This window comes from Xanthomonas sp. WHRI 1810A, assembly GCF_040202885.1.
Lineage (GTDB): Bacteria > Pseudomonadota > Gammaproteobacteria > Pseudomonadales > Pseudomonadaceae > Aquipseudomonas.
Window position 1 is genome coordinate 200,164 of sequence record NZ_JBEGED010000012.1, and the last position, 16,245, is coordinate 216,408.

Here is a 16,245-nt window from a genome sequence, read left to right on the forward strand (position 1 = left end):
TCTCGCTTATTCAGAATTCAAGCCATCAGCCACGGCCAACGAACGGCATGTTGGTCGCCATGACCGTCATGTTCAGCACGTTGGCGGACAGCGGCAGGTTGGCGATGTAACGCACCGCATCAGCGATGTGCTTGACGTCGATCATCGGCTCCACGGCGGTCTCGCCATTGGCCTGGCGCACGCCCTTGGTCATGCGCACCGACAGTTCGGTCAGCGCGTTGCCGATGTCGATCTGGCTGCAGGCGATGTTGAACTCACGGCCATCCAGCGCCAGGGCTTTGGTGATACCGGACACCGCATGTTTGCTGGCGGTGTAAGGCGCGGTGAACGGGCGCGGTGTGTGCGCGGAAATCGAGCCGTTATTGATGATCCGACCGCCCTGGGGCGACTGTTTGCGCATCAGGCCAAACGCGCCACGGCTGCACAGAAACACACCGGTGACGTTGGTTTCGATCACGCTCAGCCATTTATCCACCGGAAGTTCATCCATCGGCACGGCGGGCGCGTTGACGCCGGCGTTGTTGAACACCACATCGACGCGGCCGTAGACCTCTTCAATCGTGGCGAACAAAGCGTCCACGCTGGCAGGGTCGCGTACGTCGGTGGACACCGGCAGCACTTCGCCGCCTTGCTCCTTGGCCAGCGCGGCCAATTCCTGCAGCGGCTCAATCCGTCGGCCAGTGGCGACGACCTTGTAGCCATCGGCCAACAGGCCCAGGGCAACCGCACGGCCGATACCGCTGCCGGCACCGGTAACCAAAGCGACTTTAGGGAGGGAATTGTCAGTCATTGTTATGTCTCCTTTCTTCAAGTTGGGGTCGTACGGAGTGCGTCAGGCGGCGGGACGGCAGCCCACGCGGACTTCAAATTGGCCGATACCAGCGATGCCCGCGGTGATCACGTCACCCGCTTGCAACGCGTCAACGCCAGGCGGCGTGCCGGTCATGATCAAATCGCCGGCCATCAGGCGAATGGAGCGCGAGAGTCGGCTGACGATTTCGCCCACCGTCCATATCTGGCTTTCGAGGTCCGAGCGCTGACGTTCAATGCCGTTCACGCTCAACCATAGCGCGCCCTGGCTGGGATGCCCCAACAGGCTTGCCGGCTGAATCGGGCTGATGGGTGCCGAGCCGTCGAACGCCTTGGCCGCTTCCCACGGCTGCCCTTCTGCCTTGGCGGCCATCTGCAGGTCGCGACGGGTAAGGTCCAGCCCGGCGGCGTAGCCCCAGACGTGATCCAGCGCGTCGTGTTCTGAAATCTCGAAACCGTCCTTGCCGATGGCGACCACCAGTTCGATCTCGTGGCAGAACTGTTCGGTCAGTGGCGGGAAGTCCAGTTCGCCGCTGGCATCGATGACCGAGGTGGCCGGCTTCATGAAGAACGCAGGCATGACCCTGGCCTCGCTCAATGAGTCGCCCCAGTGATAATTGCGCCCAAGGCAAAACACCCGACCCACCGGAAACCGCGCGTCACTGTTGCTGACCGGCAGGCTGCGCAGCAGGCTCGGCTCGAATACGTAATTGATCATGACTGTTCCTTGAAAGGTGAATCGCTACTGACCCAGCCTACGGGAACGGCGCTGCCCAAAGTTGGACAAAGCGGTGTTCAAACTGGAGTAAACACGGCGGATGCGGCCCATAAAAAAGGCGTACTTGCGTACGCCTTTGCCCATGGGGGCATAAAGTCACACACACCCTTTTTGCGTCACTGAGCTTTCAATTCGATGCGATAGATTTTGCCCAGCAACAGCGAATACGACAGCGTCCCGATCAGCGCCATGCCACCGATAAACCAGAAGGCGTAAGCGAAGCTCGACGTGACGTGCAGGATTTGCCCGATGACGATGGGCGTGACAATCCCGCCGATGTTCGCCGCCAGGCTGGTAACGCCCCCGGTCAGACCGATCAGTTCCTTGGGTGCGATTTCCGACACTGCCGCCCAGGACGACGACGCGATCCCTTGGGCGAAGAAGGCAATCGTCAGCAGCGCGATGCACACTTCGTTGGAGTCAGTGAAGTTGACCAGCATGATCGACATGCCCAGCGCCGAACCCACCACCAGCGGCAACTTGCGGGAGAACGAGAGGGAGAAGCCGCGACGGATCATCCAGTCCGCAATGAAGCCGGCCAGCAACACGCCAACGGTCGCGCCAATGAATGGCAGCACCGCGAAGATGCCCACCTTGACCATGGTCAGATGCCGCTCTTCGATCAGGTAAGTCGGGAACCAGGTCAGGAAGAAATACAGCGCCGAGGTGCTGGCGAACTTGCCGATGCAGATGGCCCAGATCTGGCGATACTTCATCAGCTCGACGATCTGCGCCCATTTGAATTTGTTCTTGTCCTTGCTGCTCTTGACCAGACCGCCGCCGTATTCAATGTAAGCCAGCTCTTCTTTGCTGACCTTTTTGCAGAACATCGGATCGCGGTACAGGTAAAGCCAGGCGACGCCAAACAGGATGCCGACGATGCCGGTGCTGTAGAACACGTGGCGCCAGTCGTAGGTGGTCGCAAGCCAGAGCAAGCCGCCGGTGAACAACGCCGTGCCCAGGTACTGGCCGCACACGTAGATACTGCTGGCCATGCCGCGTTCCTTGGCCGGGAACCACACCGTCACCGCTCGGCTGTTGGCCGGGAACGCCGGGGCTTCCATGGCGCCGATGGCCAGGCGCAGGCCAAACAGGGACGCGAAGCCGCCCGCCATGCCTTGGCACACGGTTACCGCCGACCAGGAGATCAGCGAAGCGCCGTAGGTGAGTCGTGAGCCAAAACGATCAGCGAGAAAGCCTGCGGGCACCAGCGCGAAAGCGTAGGTCCAGGCGAAAGCGGAGAAGATGAGGCCCATCTCGACTTTGTCCAGACCAAGGTCCTTGGCCATGAACGGGGCGGCGATGGAGATGTTCACGCGGTCCACGTAGTTGATGATGGTGGCGATCAGCAACAGGGAAAGCATGAACCAGCGACGACGGGAAGGAAGCCGCGCCGGTGTGGCTGCAGCGGGTGCGGCGACACGAGCGTCGACCGCCTGAATGTCAGGGGTGCTCGACATGAGAATTCCTCATTGTTTTTATTGGTTTCGGAGAAGCCACCCCAAGTTATCGTACAACCACGCAAATACAACCGGATGCTTAGAACGTTTTTGGATTTCAATCCGGCGCGCTTAATATTTGTCCAAGAAATTCGCCGAGCACGAGCGGCGGGCCTCCCTACCGAAAAACCGCGTAAAACGTCCGTTTTAGAGCGCTCGCGAAAATCTCGACCCGAGCCTGATTCTTGGACAGCCACGATCGATCCTGGCGAGTCATCTTCACGCTGATAGTCATAGGACAACTGATCATTCATGCGCAGTCGAGGGACAATCGCGCTATGCGCAGGCAGGCCAAACAAGGGACACTGCCAATGGCCAGGCTTTGAAGAGGTAGCAATTTGATGGACTCAGCGACTCAAGTGCCGACCTATGGCATGCAGCAACGCAGCGAACGGCCCGACTTTTACATCCGCGACAAGAGTGCCCGCAGTGCCGAAACCGGGCCCCATCGTCACGAATACTTTCAGATCCAGATCAACCTGGGCGGCGACACGGTGCAGCACATTGGCGGTGTGGTGCGACCGTTTCCGCGGCATGCGCTGGCGTTCATTCTTCCGCACAAACTGCACCTGATTCCGCACCCGGAGGATGGCAATTTTCTGCTGATCAACTTCGCCCAGACCTTCCTGTTGCCGCAATTGCAATGCGACCCGCTGGACCTGGAAGACGTGCCCATCGCCCTGGCGCCGGAGTTGTCGCCGTTCCGCTTTCAGGAAAGTCTGGACTACATCCTGGATGAGGCTGATTTCGGTGAGGTTCACGCGCTGTTGCAACGCATGCGCAGGCTCGATCAGGAACGTCAGTTCGGGACGCGGGAGATTCTCAAAGGCTGTCTGCTGCAGCTGATTGGAACCGTGTGCGAGCGCTTCGCCGAGCCGATCAAAACCCTGGCCGACGACAATGCTGCCGAGCGCAGCCGTCGCGACGCCCTGGCGCGGATGTCCGAATACGTGCGCAAGAACCTCAGCGATCCAGACCTGAACCTGAAAACAGCTGCGTCCGCCGCGTTCCTCTCGCCCAATTACCTGACCCACTGGTTGCGCAAGGAAGTCGGGAAAACGTTCAGCGAACTGGTGCTCGAACGCCGAATGCATCTGGCCCGCACCCTGCTGCTCAATGGGGTCAAGCCGGTAGGCGAGATCGCCCGGCTGTGCGGGTTCGCCGACGAAGCCTACTTTTCCCGACGCTTCCGCAATGCCCACGGCATGCCGCCGGGGCAGTTCAGGAAACAGCGGGATGTGTAACCTGCGCGCAGCTCTGTAGGAGCCAACTTGTTGGCGAAGCATCCACTGCGGTGTATCCGTCATAACGCTTCGCGAACAAGTACGCTCCTACAGGGGCGTGGAAAATTTTTGGTATTTGTGTCGGCTGGAACGCTAAGCTTGGCCCCATGGATGACTCCGACTACCTGCGTCTGCTGACGATCCAGGCCGAACAAGCCAACGCGTTCCTTTCCAATGCGCGGAAGTGGGAACGTGAGCGCTGGGTTTGCCAGCGTTTGCTGCAAGGCCTGAACATCCCTCACCGCAACGAAGACTTTCTGCCCGCAGGCCAGGAACCGCCCGACGTGCTGTTTCGCGACGCGTGTTTCGAGGTGTTTTTCGTGCTCGACGAGGGCCGGCGCCTGAACGATGAATGGCGTGAGGAATTGCAGCGTCGGCGCAGCGCGTTTTCCCTCAGCCAGCTGGTCCGCCGGGAAGCCAAACCCAAGCGCATTCCCGCCTCCGAACTGCTGCGCAGGCTGGCGCCGACGTTAAAAAAGAAAGCCCATAACTACCAGGAGCGCGGCCTGGACCTGAGTGAGCTGGACATCATCGCCTTCGCCAGCCTCAAGCGCGAAGTGCTGGACCTCAATAGCCATTTCCCGCCGCCCACTGAGTACCTGCGTCAGGGCTGGCGCTCGTTGTCATTGGTCGGCCCGACCTTCGCCCGTGTATTGTTTGCGCACCCCGACGCGCCGGATTTTCTCAGGACCAACCTGGGCCGCAGTGTCGTGTTCGACGTAGGAATCAGCTTATGAGCCCGTTACAGGAATTGATCGCAGACGTGCCGCAGACCGGTCGGGTGCGCTGGATCGGCGTACGGCCCGAGTCCCGTGGCGAGATGGTCGAACTGGACGCGGTGGAAGCGCGTCGCGAAGCCGGGCTGACCGGCGACCACGCCCGCCCGGGCCCACGCAATGCACGCCAGGTGACGCTGATTCAGTGGGAGCACCTGGCCGTGGTCAGCGCGCTGATGGGCCGCGCGGCCGACAACCCGATCCTGCCTCAGGACCTGCGGCGCAACATCGTGATCAGTGGCATCAACCTGTTCAGCCTCAAAAACAGGCGCTTTCGCATCGGTCAGGCCGTCTTCGAAACCACCGGTTGGTGCCAGCCCTGCGCGCGGCTCGAACAGCGTCTCGGCCACGGCATTTTTCAGGCCGTGCGCGGCCATGGCGGAATCACCGTGCGAGTGCTACAAAGCGGAATCATCCGCCTCGATGATCAGTTGCGCATCGAACCGCTGGACCTCCTCGACAGCCCATTTAATTCCGCCGATTACGTAGCTTCCTGACAAAGACCGACGTCCATGAAGAGGCTCACATGACCAGCCGCCTGAACCCCGACGACCAAAGACGGGTCGAAGAGTACCTTCAAGCCCCCCAACGCCAAGTCGAGCGCCGGCCTTTTCGGCCATGGCTGCTCCTGGCGGTGGTGCTTGCAGTGGTGATCGGGCTGGGCCTGTTGAGCCGATTGCTGAGCTACCTGACGCTATGAGCTGCCTTGCGCTCGCTCGGGTAGACGCCCCCAAGAATTCCTTAAGCCTTATGAGATATCCCCATGACTCATCGTATTGTGATCGTCGGCGGAGGCGCCGGTGGTCTGGAACTGGCTACCCGTCTGGGTAAAACCCTTGGCAAAAAGGCCCTCGCCAGCGTGGTGCTGGTTGACGCCAACCTGACCCACATCTGGAAACCGCTGTTACACGAAGTGGCCGCAGGCTCTTTGAACTCCTACGAGGACGAGCTCAACTACGTGGCCCAGGCCAAGTGGAACAACTTCACCTTCCAGCTCGGCCGCATGACCGGTCTGGACCGCGAGCAGAAACAGATTCATCTGTCGGCGACGCTGGACGAGGATGGCAACGAGCTGGTCCCGGAACGCAGCCTCGATTACGACTCGCTGGTGATTGCAGTGGGCAGCACGACCAATGATTTCGGGACCAAGGGCGCGGCTGAGCACTGCCTGTTCCTCGACACTCGCAAGCAGGCCGAGCGCTTTCACCAGCAGTTGCTCAATCGTTATCTGCGGGCCCACGCCAGCCAGACGGACGTGGTCGAGGAAATAAACGTCGCCATCGTCGGTGCCGGCGCCACAGGCGTCGAACTGGCGGCCGAGCTGCATAATGCCGCGCAGGAACTGGCCGCATACGGACTGGGCCAGATCAAACCGGAAAACCTGCGCATCACCGTGATCGAAGCAGGCCCGCGCGTGTTGCCAGCCTTGCCGGAACGCATTGGCGGGCCGGTGCACAAGACCCTGGAAAAACTCGGCGTGACCGTGCTGACCGACTCGGCCGTCAGTGAAGTGACGGCAGACGCCCTGATCACCGCCTCGGGCCAGGTGATCCCGGCAACGCTGAAAGTCTGGGCGGCCGGCATTCGCGCGCCCGCTTTCCTGCAGGATATCGCGGGCCTGGAGACCAACCGGATCAACCAGCTGCTGGTTCGTCCGACGCTGCAGACCACGCGCGATGACAACGTGTTTGCCTTCGGCGATTGCGCGTCCTGCCCGATGAAAGGCACCGACCGCAATGTGCCGCCCCGGGCTCAGGCCGCGCATCAACAAGCGTCGTTGCTGGTTAAATCCCTGAAGTTGCGCATCGAAGGCCAGAGCCTGCCGGAGTACAGCTACAAGGATTACGGTTCGCTGATTTCCCTGTCCAAGTTCTCGGCGGTAGGCAATCTGATGGGCAACCTGACCGGCAGCGTGATGCTGGAAGGCTGGCTGGCGAGGATGTTTTACGTGTCGCTGTACCGCATGCACCAAATGGCGCTATACGGCGCGTTCCGCACGGCGATGCTGATGCTCGGCAGCCGGATCGGACGTGGGACAGAGCCGAGGATGAAGTTGCACTAAGCTTCAGGTCGTCCCCTTGTAGGAGCTGACGAGCTGCCGAAGGCTGCGATTACGGTGTGTCAGACAGATTGCATCGCAGCCTTCGGCGGCTCGTCAGCTCCTACACCACAGCGCAACCGGCGGCGTCTCTGCCCTCACGGCAACACCTGCCCCTTCCCCGAATGCTTGGCCTTGTACATCCAGCGATCGGCCTCGCGAATCAGCTCATCCGGCGCTTTGTCGGAGTTGGGCTCGTAGATCGAGAACCCGATGCTTGCCTGTGTCGTGATCGCATTCCCCTGGATGGTCATCGGTTCGGCAATGGTCTTCAGCAGTTTCCTCGCGACCTCTCGCGCTTCATCGGCGTGGGGCACGATGCCTTCCAAAATCACAATGAACTCGTCCCCCGCCAGCCGGATCAGGCTATCGGTGCGCCGGATGCTGGCTTTCAAACGCGCAGACACCGTACACAGCAGCTCATCGCCAGCGTCATGGCCATACGTGTCGTTGATGGCTTTAAAGCCATCGAGGTCCAGAAACATCAACGCCAGCAGCATCTGCGAACGATCGGCCCGAGCCTGGGCGATGGGCAGCAAGGCATCCAGCGCGCGGCGGTTGAGCAGCCCGGTCAAGGCGTCGTGCTTGGCTTCCTGCTCCAACTCCTTGCGGCCCTGAATGTTCTGGATGATGGAGATGAAATACTCCACCTGACCGTCTGCCGAGAGCTTTTTAGTGACGCTCAGGTCCGCCCACACTGGCCCGCCGGTCTTGTGCAGATAGCGTTTCTCCATCTGGTAATGATCGATATCGCCTGCGACCAGCTGGCTCAACAAGTCCATGTCGGCGTTGAGATCCTCGGGGATGGTGATGTCCTGGAACGTCAGGTGCTGCAATTCCTGCACGCTGTAGCCGACCAGATCGCACAGCGCCCGGTTGACACTGATCCAGCTGCCGTCCGGCGCCACGAGCGCAATGCCAACCGACGCCAGTTCGAACATCGAGCGATACGCTGCTTCACTGGCTTCGAACAGGTCATCGGTTTTTTTCGCCTGGCTGCGGACCTGCATCAGGTTTTCCCGCAGCTGAATCTCGCGGCTGACGATGTCGGCCAGGTCATTCAAGGTGTTTATCTGATCTTCGGTCAGCACCCTCGGCCGGTCATCGATGGCGCACAACGTCCCCACGGCAAAGCCCTTGCTGGTGCGGATGGGTACCCCGGCATAAAAGCGGATATTGGGTGAATCGGTCACCATGCGGTTGTCGACGAAGCGCTGATCACGTCGCGCATCGGGCACCACCAGAGGCTCGTCCTGGAGAATGGCGTGGGCACAAAAGGCGTCGTCCCTGGAAGTTTCCTGGACTTCGATGCCGACCCGAGACTTGAACCACTGGCGGTCTTCATCGACCAGCGTTACCAGCGCGATCGGGACATCCAGCACCCGGGCCACCAGACGAGTGATCCGGTCGAGGGAGGCATCAGCGGGGCTGTCGAGAATTTCAAGCGTGTGCAGCGCCTGAAGCCGTTCCGTTTCGTAAAGCGCAAGAGGTGCTTTCATAAGACCAACCGAGACTACATTACAACTCGGAGTCTATACCGCGTGCTGGCTGACGCACACCTGTCTTGTCCAAAGCCCCCTGTAGGAGCGTCTTTGCCCGGGAAACGGTGCCGTAGGCGACATATATACATCTGAATTGGCGCATTCGGGCGAGCGCGCTCTTACAAACGCGCCGCATCACTGCGTGCCCGCAACAGCTCAATGAACTGCGCCAACTCCCGACTCATCGCTTCGCCCTTGCGTGTCAGCAACCCAAATGGCGCCATGCGCTCTTCGATCTTCACCGGCAAGGCCTTCACCAGCCCCATCTTCAAGTAATCGCGCAGCGCCGATTCGGACAGCACCATGATGGCGTCAGTCAGTTGTATCAGCTGCTGCATCGAATACACCGAGCTGCATTCGATGATATCGGCAGGCAGGGGCAGTGCCAGTCGTTCCAGCGCCTGATCGAAGGCAATGCGCGCCGGGCTGCTGTCCGGCTGCAGAATCCACGGCCAGTCGCTGACCAGTTCGGCCCAGTCCAGCTCGCGCCGTGTGGCCAGCGGATGGCCCTGATGCACCACGACCATCAAGCGCTCATTGCCCAGCGGCTCGAAGGTGTAGTGCTCACGGTCGGTGGCAGCGTTGCGCCGGGCAATGGCCAGATCGATGCGCCCCTGCTCCAGCAACTGAATCACCTGATCGCTGGTGTCCCCCATGATCCGGATGCGCAACTGCGGGTTGAGCGCCTTGATCTCAGCCACCGCGTTCATCACCAGATCCGGCGCAGCGCCCATGATGGTGCCGATGGCCAGATAACCGTAACCGCCCTGTTTGCGCGCCTGAATGTCAGCCGCGCAGCGGTCCAGGCCACTGAGGGCGGACTCGGCGAAACGCAGCAGCTCCTTGCCCAGCACCGTCGGGCGCATCCCCCGAGGCAGGCGCTCAAACAGCTCGCAGCCGAACATGTCTTCAATTTCGTGCAACATCCGGGTCGCGGCGGGCTGAGACATATGCATGTTCATCGACGCCCGGTGCAGGTTCAGGCTCGAACCCAGCGCCACCAGCATTTGCAGATGCTTGTAGCGCAGCCGGCTGAACAGATGGTGCGGCGAGCTGTTGTCGGACATGAGCGCTTTCCTGCCAGCGATACCCTGAGGGTATCGATCTTAAGCTAAAAACGATTGGTCACGCATCGTTTGACGGCAGTACATTCGCAGCCATTCCAGCCAGGCGCTGGTCGACGCAGTCAATAATTCCAAAAAGGAAACTGCCGTGAACACACTCCCCGCGTCTCTGCTCGCCAAGATTTCATGGCGGCTGCTCCCCTTCCTCCTGCTGATGTACATCATGGCGTTCCTCGACCGCGCCAATGTCGGCTTCGCCAAACAAGCCTTTCAGGCGGACACCGGCATCGGTGACGCTGCGTTCGCGTTCGGCGCCGGGGTGTTTTTCGCCGGCTACGCGCTGCTCGAAGTGCCCAGCAACCTCATCATGCACAAGATCGGCGCCCGCCTGTGGATGTGCCGGATCATGGTGACGTGGGGCCTGGTGTCCGCTGCCATGGTCTTCGCCCACACCGAAACCACCTTCTACGTGCTGCGCTTTTTGCTGGGCGTGGCCGAAGCCGGTTTCTTCCCCGGCGTCATTCTGTACCTCACCTACTGGTTCCCCCAGGCCGCGCGCGGCAAGGCCATGGGGTTCTTCTATTTCGGCGCTCCGCTGGCGTTCATCTTCGGCAGCCCGCTCTCCGGCTTGCTCCTGGAACTGGACGGCGTGCTCGGTAGCCACGGCTGGCAATGGCTGTTTGCGGTGGAAGGGCTGATGGCTACCGTCGTCGGCGTCTGGGCGTACTTTTATCTGGACAACCGCCCCGCCGACGCGAAATGGCTGAGCCTCGCCGAACGCCAGCAACTGCAAGCGGTGCTGGACGCAGAAGACGCCCGCAAACAAGGGCACGGCAGCCTGCTCAAAGCAATGTGCCAACCGGCGGTGTTGTACCTGTGCGTGATTTATCTGCTGATTCAGGCCAGCGTCTATGGCGTGGTGTTTTACCTGCCCACGCAAGTTGCCGGGCTGCTGGGCACCAAGGTGGGGCTCATGGTCGGGCTGGTGAGTGCGATTCCATGGATTTGCGCGTTGATTGCCGCTTGGCAGGTGCCGGCAATCGCTGATCGAACCGGCCAGCGTCGCCTGGTCGCGGCGCTCACGCTGGTGGTGTCCAGCCTCGGCATCGCCGCATCGGTCTCGTTTGCCAATCCGCTGCTGGGAATCCTGGCGCTTTGCTTTGCCGCCTCAGGCTTCATCGCCGTGCAACCGGTGTTCTGGACCTTCCCCGGCAGCTTCCTGGCCGGCAGCGCCGCCGCAGGCGCCATCGCCCTGATCAACTCGTTTGGCGCGCTGGGCGGTTTCATTGCGCCGGTGCTCAAGAACTGGGCTGAGGGGGCCTTCCACTCCCCAACGGCCGGTCTTTATCTGCTGGCGTGCACGACCCTGATCGCTGCTGCGCTCGTCATGGGCATCCGACCGCCTAAACAAGCCGCGCCCCAAAAGCTACCGACCTGGCAGCACTGATTTTTGCCTCTGAACCCAAGGAGTCTCCATGAGCACGCCCACCATCAAACACGTCCGCGCTTTCGTCCTGCGGGGCGGTGGCGCCGATTATCACGACCAGGGCGATGGCCACTGGATCGACGACCACATCTCCACGCCCATGAGCAAATACCCGGAATACCGCCAGAGCCGCCGCAGTTTCGGCATCAACGTACTGGGCACACTGGTGGTAGAAATTGAAGATTCGGCGGGCAATGTCGGCTTTTCCGTCACCACCGGCGGCGAGCCTGCGGCGTACATCGTCGAGAAGCACCTGGCGCGCTTCCTGGAGGGCGCAAAGGTCACAGACATCGAGAAAATCTGGGACCAGATGTACCTGTCGTCCCAGTACTACGGGCGCAAGGGGCTGGTGATCAACACCATTTCCGGCATCGATCTGGCGCTGTGGGACCTGCTCGGCAAGGTCCGCCAGGAACCGGTTCACCAACTGCTCGGTGGCGCCGTTCGCGATGAGCTGCAGTTTTACGCCACCGGCGCGCGTCCGGATCTGGCGCAAAAAATGGGCTTCATTGGCGGCAAGCTGCCACTGCACCACAGCCCGTCTGAAGGTGAAGAAGGCCTGCGCAAGAATCTTGAGGAACTGGCTGGGATGCGCGAGCGGGTCGGCCAGGATTTCTGGCTGATGCTCGATTGCTGGATGAGCCTGGACCTGAACTACGCCACAAAACTGGCCCACGGCGCTCACGAATTCGGATTGAAATGGATCGAAGAAGCGCTGTCCCCCGACGATTACTGGGGCTACGCGGACCTGCGCAAGAACGTGCCCAAAGGCATGCTGGTCACCACCGGCGAACACGAAGCCACACGCTGGGGCTTTCGCATGCTGCTGGAAATGGGCTGCTGCGACATCATCCAGCCGGACGTAGGCTGGTGCGGCGGCCTCACTGAACTGATCAAGATTTCAGCGCTGGCCGACGCGCACAACGCGATGGTCGTGCCTCATGGATCCTCGGTCTACAGTTATCACTTCGTCGCCACGCGCACTAACAGCCCGTTCGCCGAGTTCCTGATGATGGCGCCCAAGGCCGACGAGGTGGTGCCGATGTTCCATCCGCAACTGCTGGGCGAACCGGTGCCGGAAAACGGTCGCATGCGCCTGTCGAAACTCGATCAACCGGGGTTTGGCGTGACGCTCAATCCGGAATGCCAGCTACACCGCCCGTATATGCACTGATTCCTTCATCAAACAGGAACTGCACATGAAAATGCCTCACAACGCGTTCAAGGCCGCACTGGCCAGGAACGAGCCGCAGTATGGAATCTGGGCCGGTTTTGCCACCGGCTATGCGTCGGAGATCGTCGCCGGCCTGGGTTACGACTGGATGCTGATCGACGGCGAGCACGCGCCCAACACCGTGCCGAGCATTCTTTCCCAGCTGCAAGCCGTGGCGCCCTACTCCACCGCGCCGGTGGTCCGCGCCGTCACGGGCGATGCGGTGCTGATCAAGCAATTGCTCGACGTCGGCGTGCAGACGCTGATGGTGCCCATGGTCGAATCCGCCGAGCAGGCCCGCGCCCTGGTGCAGGCCATGCGCTATCCGCCCCACGGCATTCGCGGCGTCGGCGGCGGCCTGACCCGTGCCACCCGTTGGGACGCCGTGCCGGATTACCTGAACACCGCCCATGAAGAGTTGTGCCTGATCGTGCAGGTGGAATCGCGCAAAGGCGTGGAAAACGTCGAAGCCATCGCGGCGGTCGAGGGCGTGCATGCCGTATTCATCGGCCCGGCGGACTTATCCACAGGGCTGGGCCATATCAACAACCCCTCGCACCCCGAAGTGCAGGCGCAGATTCGTCGCGCGGTTGACGCCACGCTGGCGGCAGGCAAGGTCTGCGGCATCCTCGCCCCGGCCGAAGAAGACGCGCGGCGCTACATGAGTTGGGGTTGCCAGTTTGTGGCGGTGGGCATCGACATCAGCCTGTTGCGCCAGGCGGCCAAGGCCAATCTCGCGCTGTATCGCGAAGCCCCGACCACTGCCGCCCCGTCGCGCACTTATTGATTGCTCATTCATAGAAGGAGCCTGCCCATGTCCTCCGTTCCGGTTTATCAGAACTACATCAACGGCCAGTTCACCGAAAGTGCCGAGCACTTTGAGGTGACCAATCCAGCCACCGGCGCCGTGCTGTCGAAAGTCCCGGCCAGCGACAGCAGTGAAGTTGATCGCGCCCTGGCCTCAGCCCGCGCCGCCCAACAAGACTGGGCCCGCAAGCCGGCCATCGAACGTGCCGGCTACTTGCGCAGGATCGCCAGCAAACTGCGGGAAAACGCCCCTCGGCTGGCGCGCACCATCACGCTGGAGCAAGGCAAGATCAGCGGTCTGGCCGAAGTGGAAGTGAATTTCACCGCCGATTATCTGGACTACATGGCTGAGTGGGCGCGCCGTATCGAAGGCGAAATCATCACCAGCGACCGTCCCGGCGAGAACATCTTCCTGTTCCGCAAGCCGCTGGGCGTGGTGGCGGGCATTCTGCCGTGGAATTTCCCGTTCTTTCTGATCGCCCGGAAAATGGCGCCCGCACTGATCACTGGCAACACCATCGTGATCAAACCCAGCGAAGAAACCCCGAACAACTGCTTCGAGTTCGCCAGACTGGTGGCCGAGATCGACCTGCCACCGGGCGTGTTCAACGTGGTCAGCGGTGACGGCCGGGTGGGTGCGGCGTTGAGCGCACACAAGCAGGTGAACATGATCAGCTTCACCGGCAGCGTTGAGACCGGCTCGCGGATCATGGCCGCGGCCGCCAGCAACATCACCAAGCTGAACCTGGAACTGGGCGGCAAGGCACCGGCCATCGTGCTGGGCGACGCCGACATCGACCTCGCGGTGAAGGCAATCCGCGACTCTCGGATCATCAACACCGGGCAGGTGTGCAATTGCGCTGAACGGGTGTACGTGGAACGGCGTGTGGCCGACGAATTCATCGGCAAGATCACGGCGGCAATGGCCGCCACCCGCTACGGCGACCCGCTGGCCCAGGCGGATGCCGAGATGGGGCCGCTGATCAATCGTCAGGGCCTGGACAGCGTCGCAGCGAAGGTGAAGACCGCGCTGGCCCAAGGCGCAGAACTGGTCACGGGCGGTTCAGTGGCGGATATGCAGCAAGGCTTTCACTATCAACCCACTGTGCTGACCGGTTGCCGCGCCGACATGGAGATCATGCGCAAGGAGATCTTCGGGCCGGTCCTGCCGATTCAGATCATCGACGACCTGGACGAGGCCATCACGCTGGCCAATGACTGCGAATACGGGCTGACGTCGTCCATTTACACCCGGGACCTGAGCAAGGCGATGCATGCGATTCGTGAGATCGATTTCGGCGAAACCTACGTCAACCGCGAGAACTTCGAGGCGATGCAGGGCTTCCATGCCGGTGTGCGCAAATCCGGTGTCGGCGGTGCGGATGGCAAGCATGGGCTGTATGAGTACACGCATACGCATGCGGTTTATATTCAGAGTTAAGGCAGGTATTGCCACTGGACACATCTGTGAGAGGGAGCTTGCTCGCGAGAGGTCGGTACATTCATCACCTCGTTGGCAGCTGAGCCAGCCTGTCGCGAGCAAGCTCCCTCCCACGTCCGATCAATGTGCGCGGGTCTGTTCACTTCCTGTCACAAAAACGTGCTGATTGCTGTGATTCCATGGAGCACCACACTCGATGTCGCTCGATTACAGGAAGTCACTCCATGCTTCAGCTCTCCCGAATGATGCTCAGCGCCGGACTGGGCATTGCGCTTAATGTGTCGATGTTCACCGCTGCCAGCGCAGCCACCACCGAGGTGACCGGCGCGGGCTCGACGTTCGTGTTCCCGGTGCTGTTCAAGTGGGCCACCGATTACAACAAGACGACCGGCATTCGCGTGAATTACCAGTCCATCGGCTCGGGCGCCGGCATCGCTCAAATCAAGGAAGCGGCGGTGGATTTCGGCGCCAGCGACAGGCCGATGAAGTCCGCAGAATTGCAGTCGCTGGGCTTGCAGCAATTTCCGTCAGTGATTGGCGGCGTGGTGCCCGTCATCAACGTCGCCTCCATCGCCCCCGGCAGCCTCAAATTGACCGGGCCGCTGCTGGCCGACATCTTCATGGGCAAGGTCAGCAAATGGAATGACCCGGCGCTCGTCGCGCTCAACCCGGGTCAAAAATTACCGGACGCCAACATCAATGTGGTGTACCGCTCCGAGGATTCGGGCACCACCTTCAACTTCACCCGCTATTTGTCAGCGGTCAGCCCGGATTGGAAAACCAGGCTGGGCGAAGGGACGTCGGTGAAGTGGCCGGTGGGGCTGGCCAGCAAAGGCAGCGAGGGCGTTGCGTCGTACGTCAAGCAGATGCCCAATTCGATCGGCTACGTGGAATACGCCTATATCAAGCAGCAGAAGCTCAATTACGGGCTGCTGCAGAACGCGGCGGGTAATTTTGTTGCGCCGAGTACCGAAAGCTTCCAGGCGGCCGCGGCCAAGGCGGACTGGAAAAACGCCAAGGATTTTGATCTGTCGATGCTCAACGCGCCGGGTGAGCAGGCTTATCCGATTACGGCTGCGACGTTCATCGTCATGTATCGGCAAGCCAAGGACGCGGATCGACAGAAAGCCGTGCAGGATTTCTTTCGCTGGACACTGGAAAACGGACAGGAACAGGCTCGCTCACTGGATTTTGCGCCGATTCCAGTGGACTTGAAGAATCAGATCGAAGCGTCTTGGGCTGACGCGCCGAAAGCGCCGTAGTGTAAAAACCGAGGCAATAAAAAAGGCGTCCCGAAGGACGCCTTTTTCATTTGCTTCAACGCGGTTGACGTTGGAGCCAGTCTTCAACCCAAAAACAGCAGGGTGGAAAATGGTCGGGGTAAGGGGATTCGAACTCCTGACATCCTGCTCCCAAAGCAGGCGCGCTACCGGACTGCGCTATACCCCG

At 61.0% G+C, this 16,245-nt stretch carries 15 protein-coding genes and 1 tRNA gene; 10 read left to right on the top strand and 6 right to left on the bottom strand.

Annotated elements, in window-relative coordinates:
• Positions 1–25: 25 nt before the first annotated feature.
• The 3 genes from ABQX22_RS18600 to ABQX22_RS18610 all read right to left on the bottom strand — a co-directional run bounded on the left by ABQX22_RS18600 (position 26) and on the right by ABQX22_RS18610 (position 3,048).
• A complete protein-coding gene (locus tag ABQX22_RS18600; protein WP_349801337.1) occupies positions 26–790 on the bottom strand; it encodes an SDR family oxidoreductase in 765 nt (254 codons plus the stop codon).
• A gap of 42 nt (positions 791–832) precedes the next feature.
• Positions 833–1,528: a fumarylacetoacetate hydrolase family protein gene (locus ABQX22_RS18605; RefSeq protein ID WP_349801338.1), complete on the bottom strand. Its 696-nt coding sequence runs from the start codon at positions 1,526–1,528 to the stop codon at positions 833–835.
• Between the two features lie 176 nt (positions 1,529–1,704).
• Complete coding sequence (locus tag ABQX22_RS18610) at positions 1,705–3,048, bottom strand: MFS transporter (RefSeq protein WP_349801339.1); 1,344 nt, start codon at positions 3,046–3,048, stop codon at positions 1,705–1,707.
• Between the two features lie 380 nt (positions 3,049–3,428).
• On the opposite strand from ABQX22_RS18610, the gene ABQX22_RS18615 reads away from it, so the two are divergent.
• The 5 genes from ABQX22_RS18615 (at position 3,429) to ABQX22_RS18635 (ending at position 7,208) form a co-directional block, all read left to right on the top strand.
• Positions 3,429–4,331: a helix-turn-helix transcriptional regulator gene (locus tag ABQX22_RS18615; protein WP_349801340.1), complete on the top strand. Its 903-nt coding sequence runs from the start codon at positions 3,429–3,431 to the stop codon at positions 4,329–4,331.
• A 146-nt stretch (positions 4,332–4,477) separates the two neighbouring features.
• Positions 4,478–5,107, top strand: coding sequence for a DUF1780 domain-containing protein (locus ABQX22_RS18620; protein ID WP_349801341.1), 630 nt, complete (start codon positions 4,478–4,480; stop codon positions 5,105–5,107).
• A complete protein-coding gene (locus ABQX22_RS18625) occupies positions 5,104–5,643 on the top strand; it encodes an MOSC domain-containing protein (protein WP_349801342.1) in 540 nt (179 codons plus the stop codon). Before ABQX22_RS18620 ends, ABQX22_RS18625 begins: the two co-directional genes overlap by 4 nt.
• A gap of 29 nt (positions 5,644–5,672) precedes the next feature.
• On the top strand, positions 5,673–5,846 hold the full coding sequence (locus ABQX22_RS18630; RefSeq protein WP_349801343.1) for a DUF3094 family protein: 174 nt from the start codon (positions 5,673–5,675) through the stop codon (positions 5,844–5,846).
• A gap of 63 nt (positions 5,847–5,909) precedes the next feature.
• The gene (locus tag ABQX22_RS18635; protein WP_349801344.1) at positions 5,910–7,208 is read left to right on the top strand and encodes an NAD(P)/FAD-dependent oxidoreductase; all 1,299 of its coding nucleotides are present in this window, start codon (positions 5,910–5,912) and stop codon (positions 7,206–7,208) included.
• Between the two features lie 134 nt (positions 7,209–7,342).
• Here the strand turns inward: ABQX22_RS18635 and ABQX22_RS18640 are convergent, their stop codons facing one another.
• Together ABQX22_RS18640 and ABQX22_RS18645 are read right to left on the bottom strand one after the other, a co-directional pair.
• Positions 7,343–8,743, bottom strand: coding sequence for a diguanylate cyclase domain-containing protein (locus tag ABQX22_RS18640; RefSeq protein ID WP_349801345.1), 1,401 nt, complete (start codon positions 8,741–8,743; stop codon positions 7,343–7,345).
• Positions 8,744–8,904: 161 nt separating this feature from the next.
• Positions 8,905–9,852, bottom strand: a complete 948-nt coding sequence (locus tag ABQX22_RS18645) for a LysR family transcriptional regulator (protein ID WP_349801346.1) — start codon at positions 9,850–9,852, stop codon at positions 8,905–8,907.
• Between the two features lie 145 nt (positions 9,853–9,997).
• Here ABQX22_RS18645 and ABQX22_RS18650 point away from each other — a divergent pair, with 145 nt between their 5' ends.
• The 5 genes from ABQX22_RS18650 (at position 9,998) to pstS (ending at position 16,058) form a co-directional block, all read left to right on the top strand.
• Positions 9,998–11,296: an MFS transporter gene (locus tag ABQX22_RS18650; protein ID WP_349801347.1), complete on the top strand. Its 1,299-nt coding sequence runs from the start codon at positions 9,998–10,000 to the stop codon at positions 11,294–11,296.
• Between the two features lie 28 nt (positions 11,297–11,324).
• Positions 11,325–12,509 (top strand): L-rhamnonate dehydratase, encoded by a 1,185-nt coding sequence (gene rhmD, locus ABQX22_RS18655; RefSeq protein ID WP_349801348.1) that lies wholly within the window; start codon positions 11,325–11,327, stop codon positions 12,507–12,509.
• A 25-nt stretch (positions 12,510–12,534) separates the two neighbouring features.
• Positions 12,535–13,335: an HpcH/HpaI aldolase/citrate lyase family protein gene (locus tag ABQX22_RS18660; RefSeq protein WP_349801349.1), complete on the top strand. Its 801-nt coding sequence runs from the start codon at positions 12,535–12,537 to the stop codon at positions 13,333–13,335.
• Positions 13,336–13,362: 27 nt separating this feature from the next.
• A complete protein-coding gene (gene aldA / locus ABQX22_RS18665; RefSeq protein WP_349801350.1) occupies positions 13,363–14,796 on the top strand; it encodes an aldehyde dehydrogenase in 1,434 nt (477 codons plus the stop codon).
• Between the two features lie 242 nt (positions 14,797–15,038).
• Positions 15,039–16,058 (top strand): phosphate ABC transporter substrate-binding protein PstS, encoded by a 1,020-nt coding sequence (gene pstS / locus ABQX22_RS18670; RefSeq protein ID WP_349801353.1) that lies wholly within the window; start codon positions 15,039–15,041, stop codon positions 16,056–16,058.
• A 110-nt stretch (positions 16,059–16,168) separates the two neighbouring features.
• Here the strand turns inward: pstS and ABQX22_RS18675 are convergent.
• A tRNA-Pro gene (locus tag ABQX22_RS18675) sits at positions 16,169–16,245 on the bottom strand.

Coding starts and splice junctions, on each gene's coding strand:
- ABQX22_RS18660 (WP_349801349.1), top strand. CDS start 12,535: ATGAAAATGCCTCACAACGCGTTCAAGGCCGCACTGGCCAGGAACGAG.
- ABQX22_RS18605 (WP_349801338.1), bottom strand. CDS start 1,528: ATGATCAATTACGTATTCGAGCCGAGCCTGCTGCGCAGCCTGCCGGTC.
- ABQX22_RS18630 (WP_349801343.1), top strand. CDS start 5,673: ATGACCAGCCGCCTGAACCCCGACGACCAAAGACGGGTCGAAGAGTAC.
- aldA (WP_349801350.1), top strand. CDS start 13,363: ATGTCCTCCGTTCCGGTTTATCAGAACTACATCAACGGCCAGTTCACC.
- ABQX22_RS18640 (WP_349801345.1), bottom strand. CDS start 8,743: ATGAAAGCACCTCTTGCGCTTTACGAAACGGAACGGCTTCAGGCGCTG.
- ABQX22_RS18635 (WP_349801344.1), top strand. CDS start 5,910: ATGACTCATCGTATTGTGATCGTCGGCGGAGGCGCCGGTGGTCTGGAA.
- ABQX22_RS18600 (WP_349801337.1), bottom strand. CDS start 790: ATGACTGACAATTCCCTCCCTAAAGTCGCTTTGGTTACCGGTGCCGGC.
- ABQX22_RS18615 (WP_349801340.1), top strand. CDS start 3,429: ATGGACTCAGCGACTCAAGTGCCGACCTATGGCATGCAGCAACGCAGC.
- ABQX22_RS18610 (WP_349801339.1), bottom strand. CDS start 3,048: ATGTCGAGCACCCCTGACATTCAGGCGGTCGACGCTCGTGTCGCCGCA.
- rhmD (WP_349801348.1), top strand. CDS start 11,325: ATGAGCACGCCCACCATCAAACACGTCCGCGCTTTCGTCCTGCGGGGC.
- ABQX22_RS18620 (WP_349801341.1), top strand. CDS start 4,478: ATGGATGACTCCGACTACCTGCGTCTGCTGACGATCCAGGCCGAACAA.
- ABQX22_RS18625 (WP_349801342.1), top strand. CDS start 5,104: ATGAGCCCGTTACAGGAATTGATCGCAGACGTGCCGCAGACCGGTCGG.
- pstS (WP_349801353.1), top strand. CDS start 15,039: ATGATGCTCAGCGCCGGACTGGGCATTGCGCTTAATGTGTCGATGTTC.
- ABQX22_RS18645 (WP_349801346.1), bottom strand. CDS start 9,852: ATGTCCGACAACAGCTCGCCGCACCATCTGTTCAGCCGGCTGCGCTAC.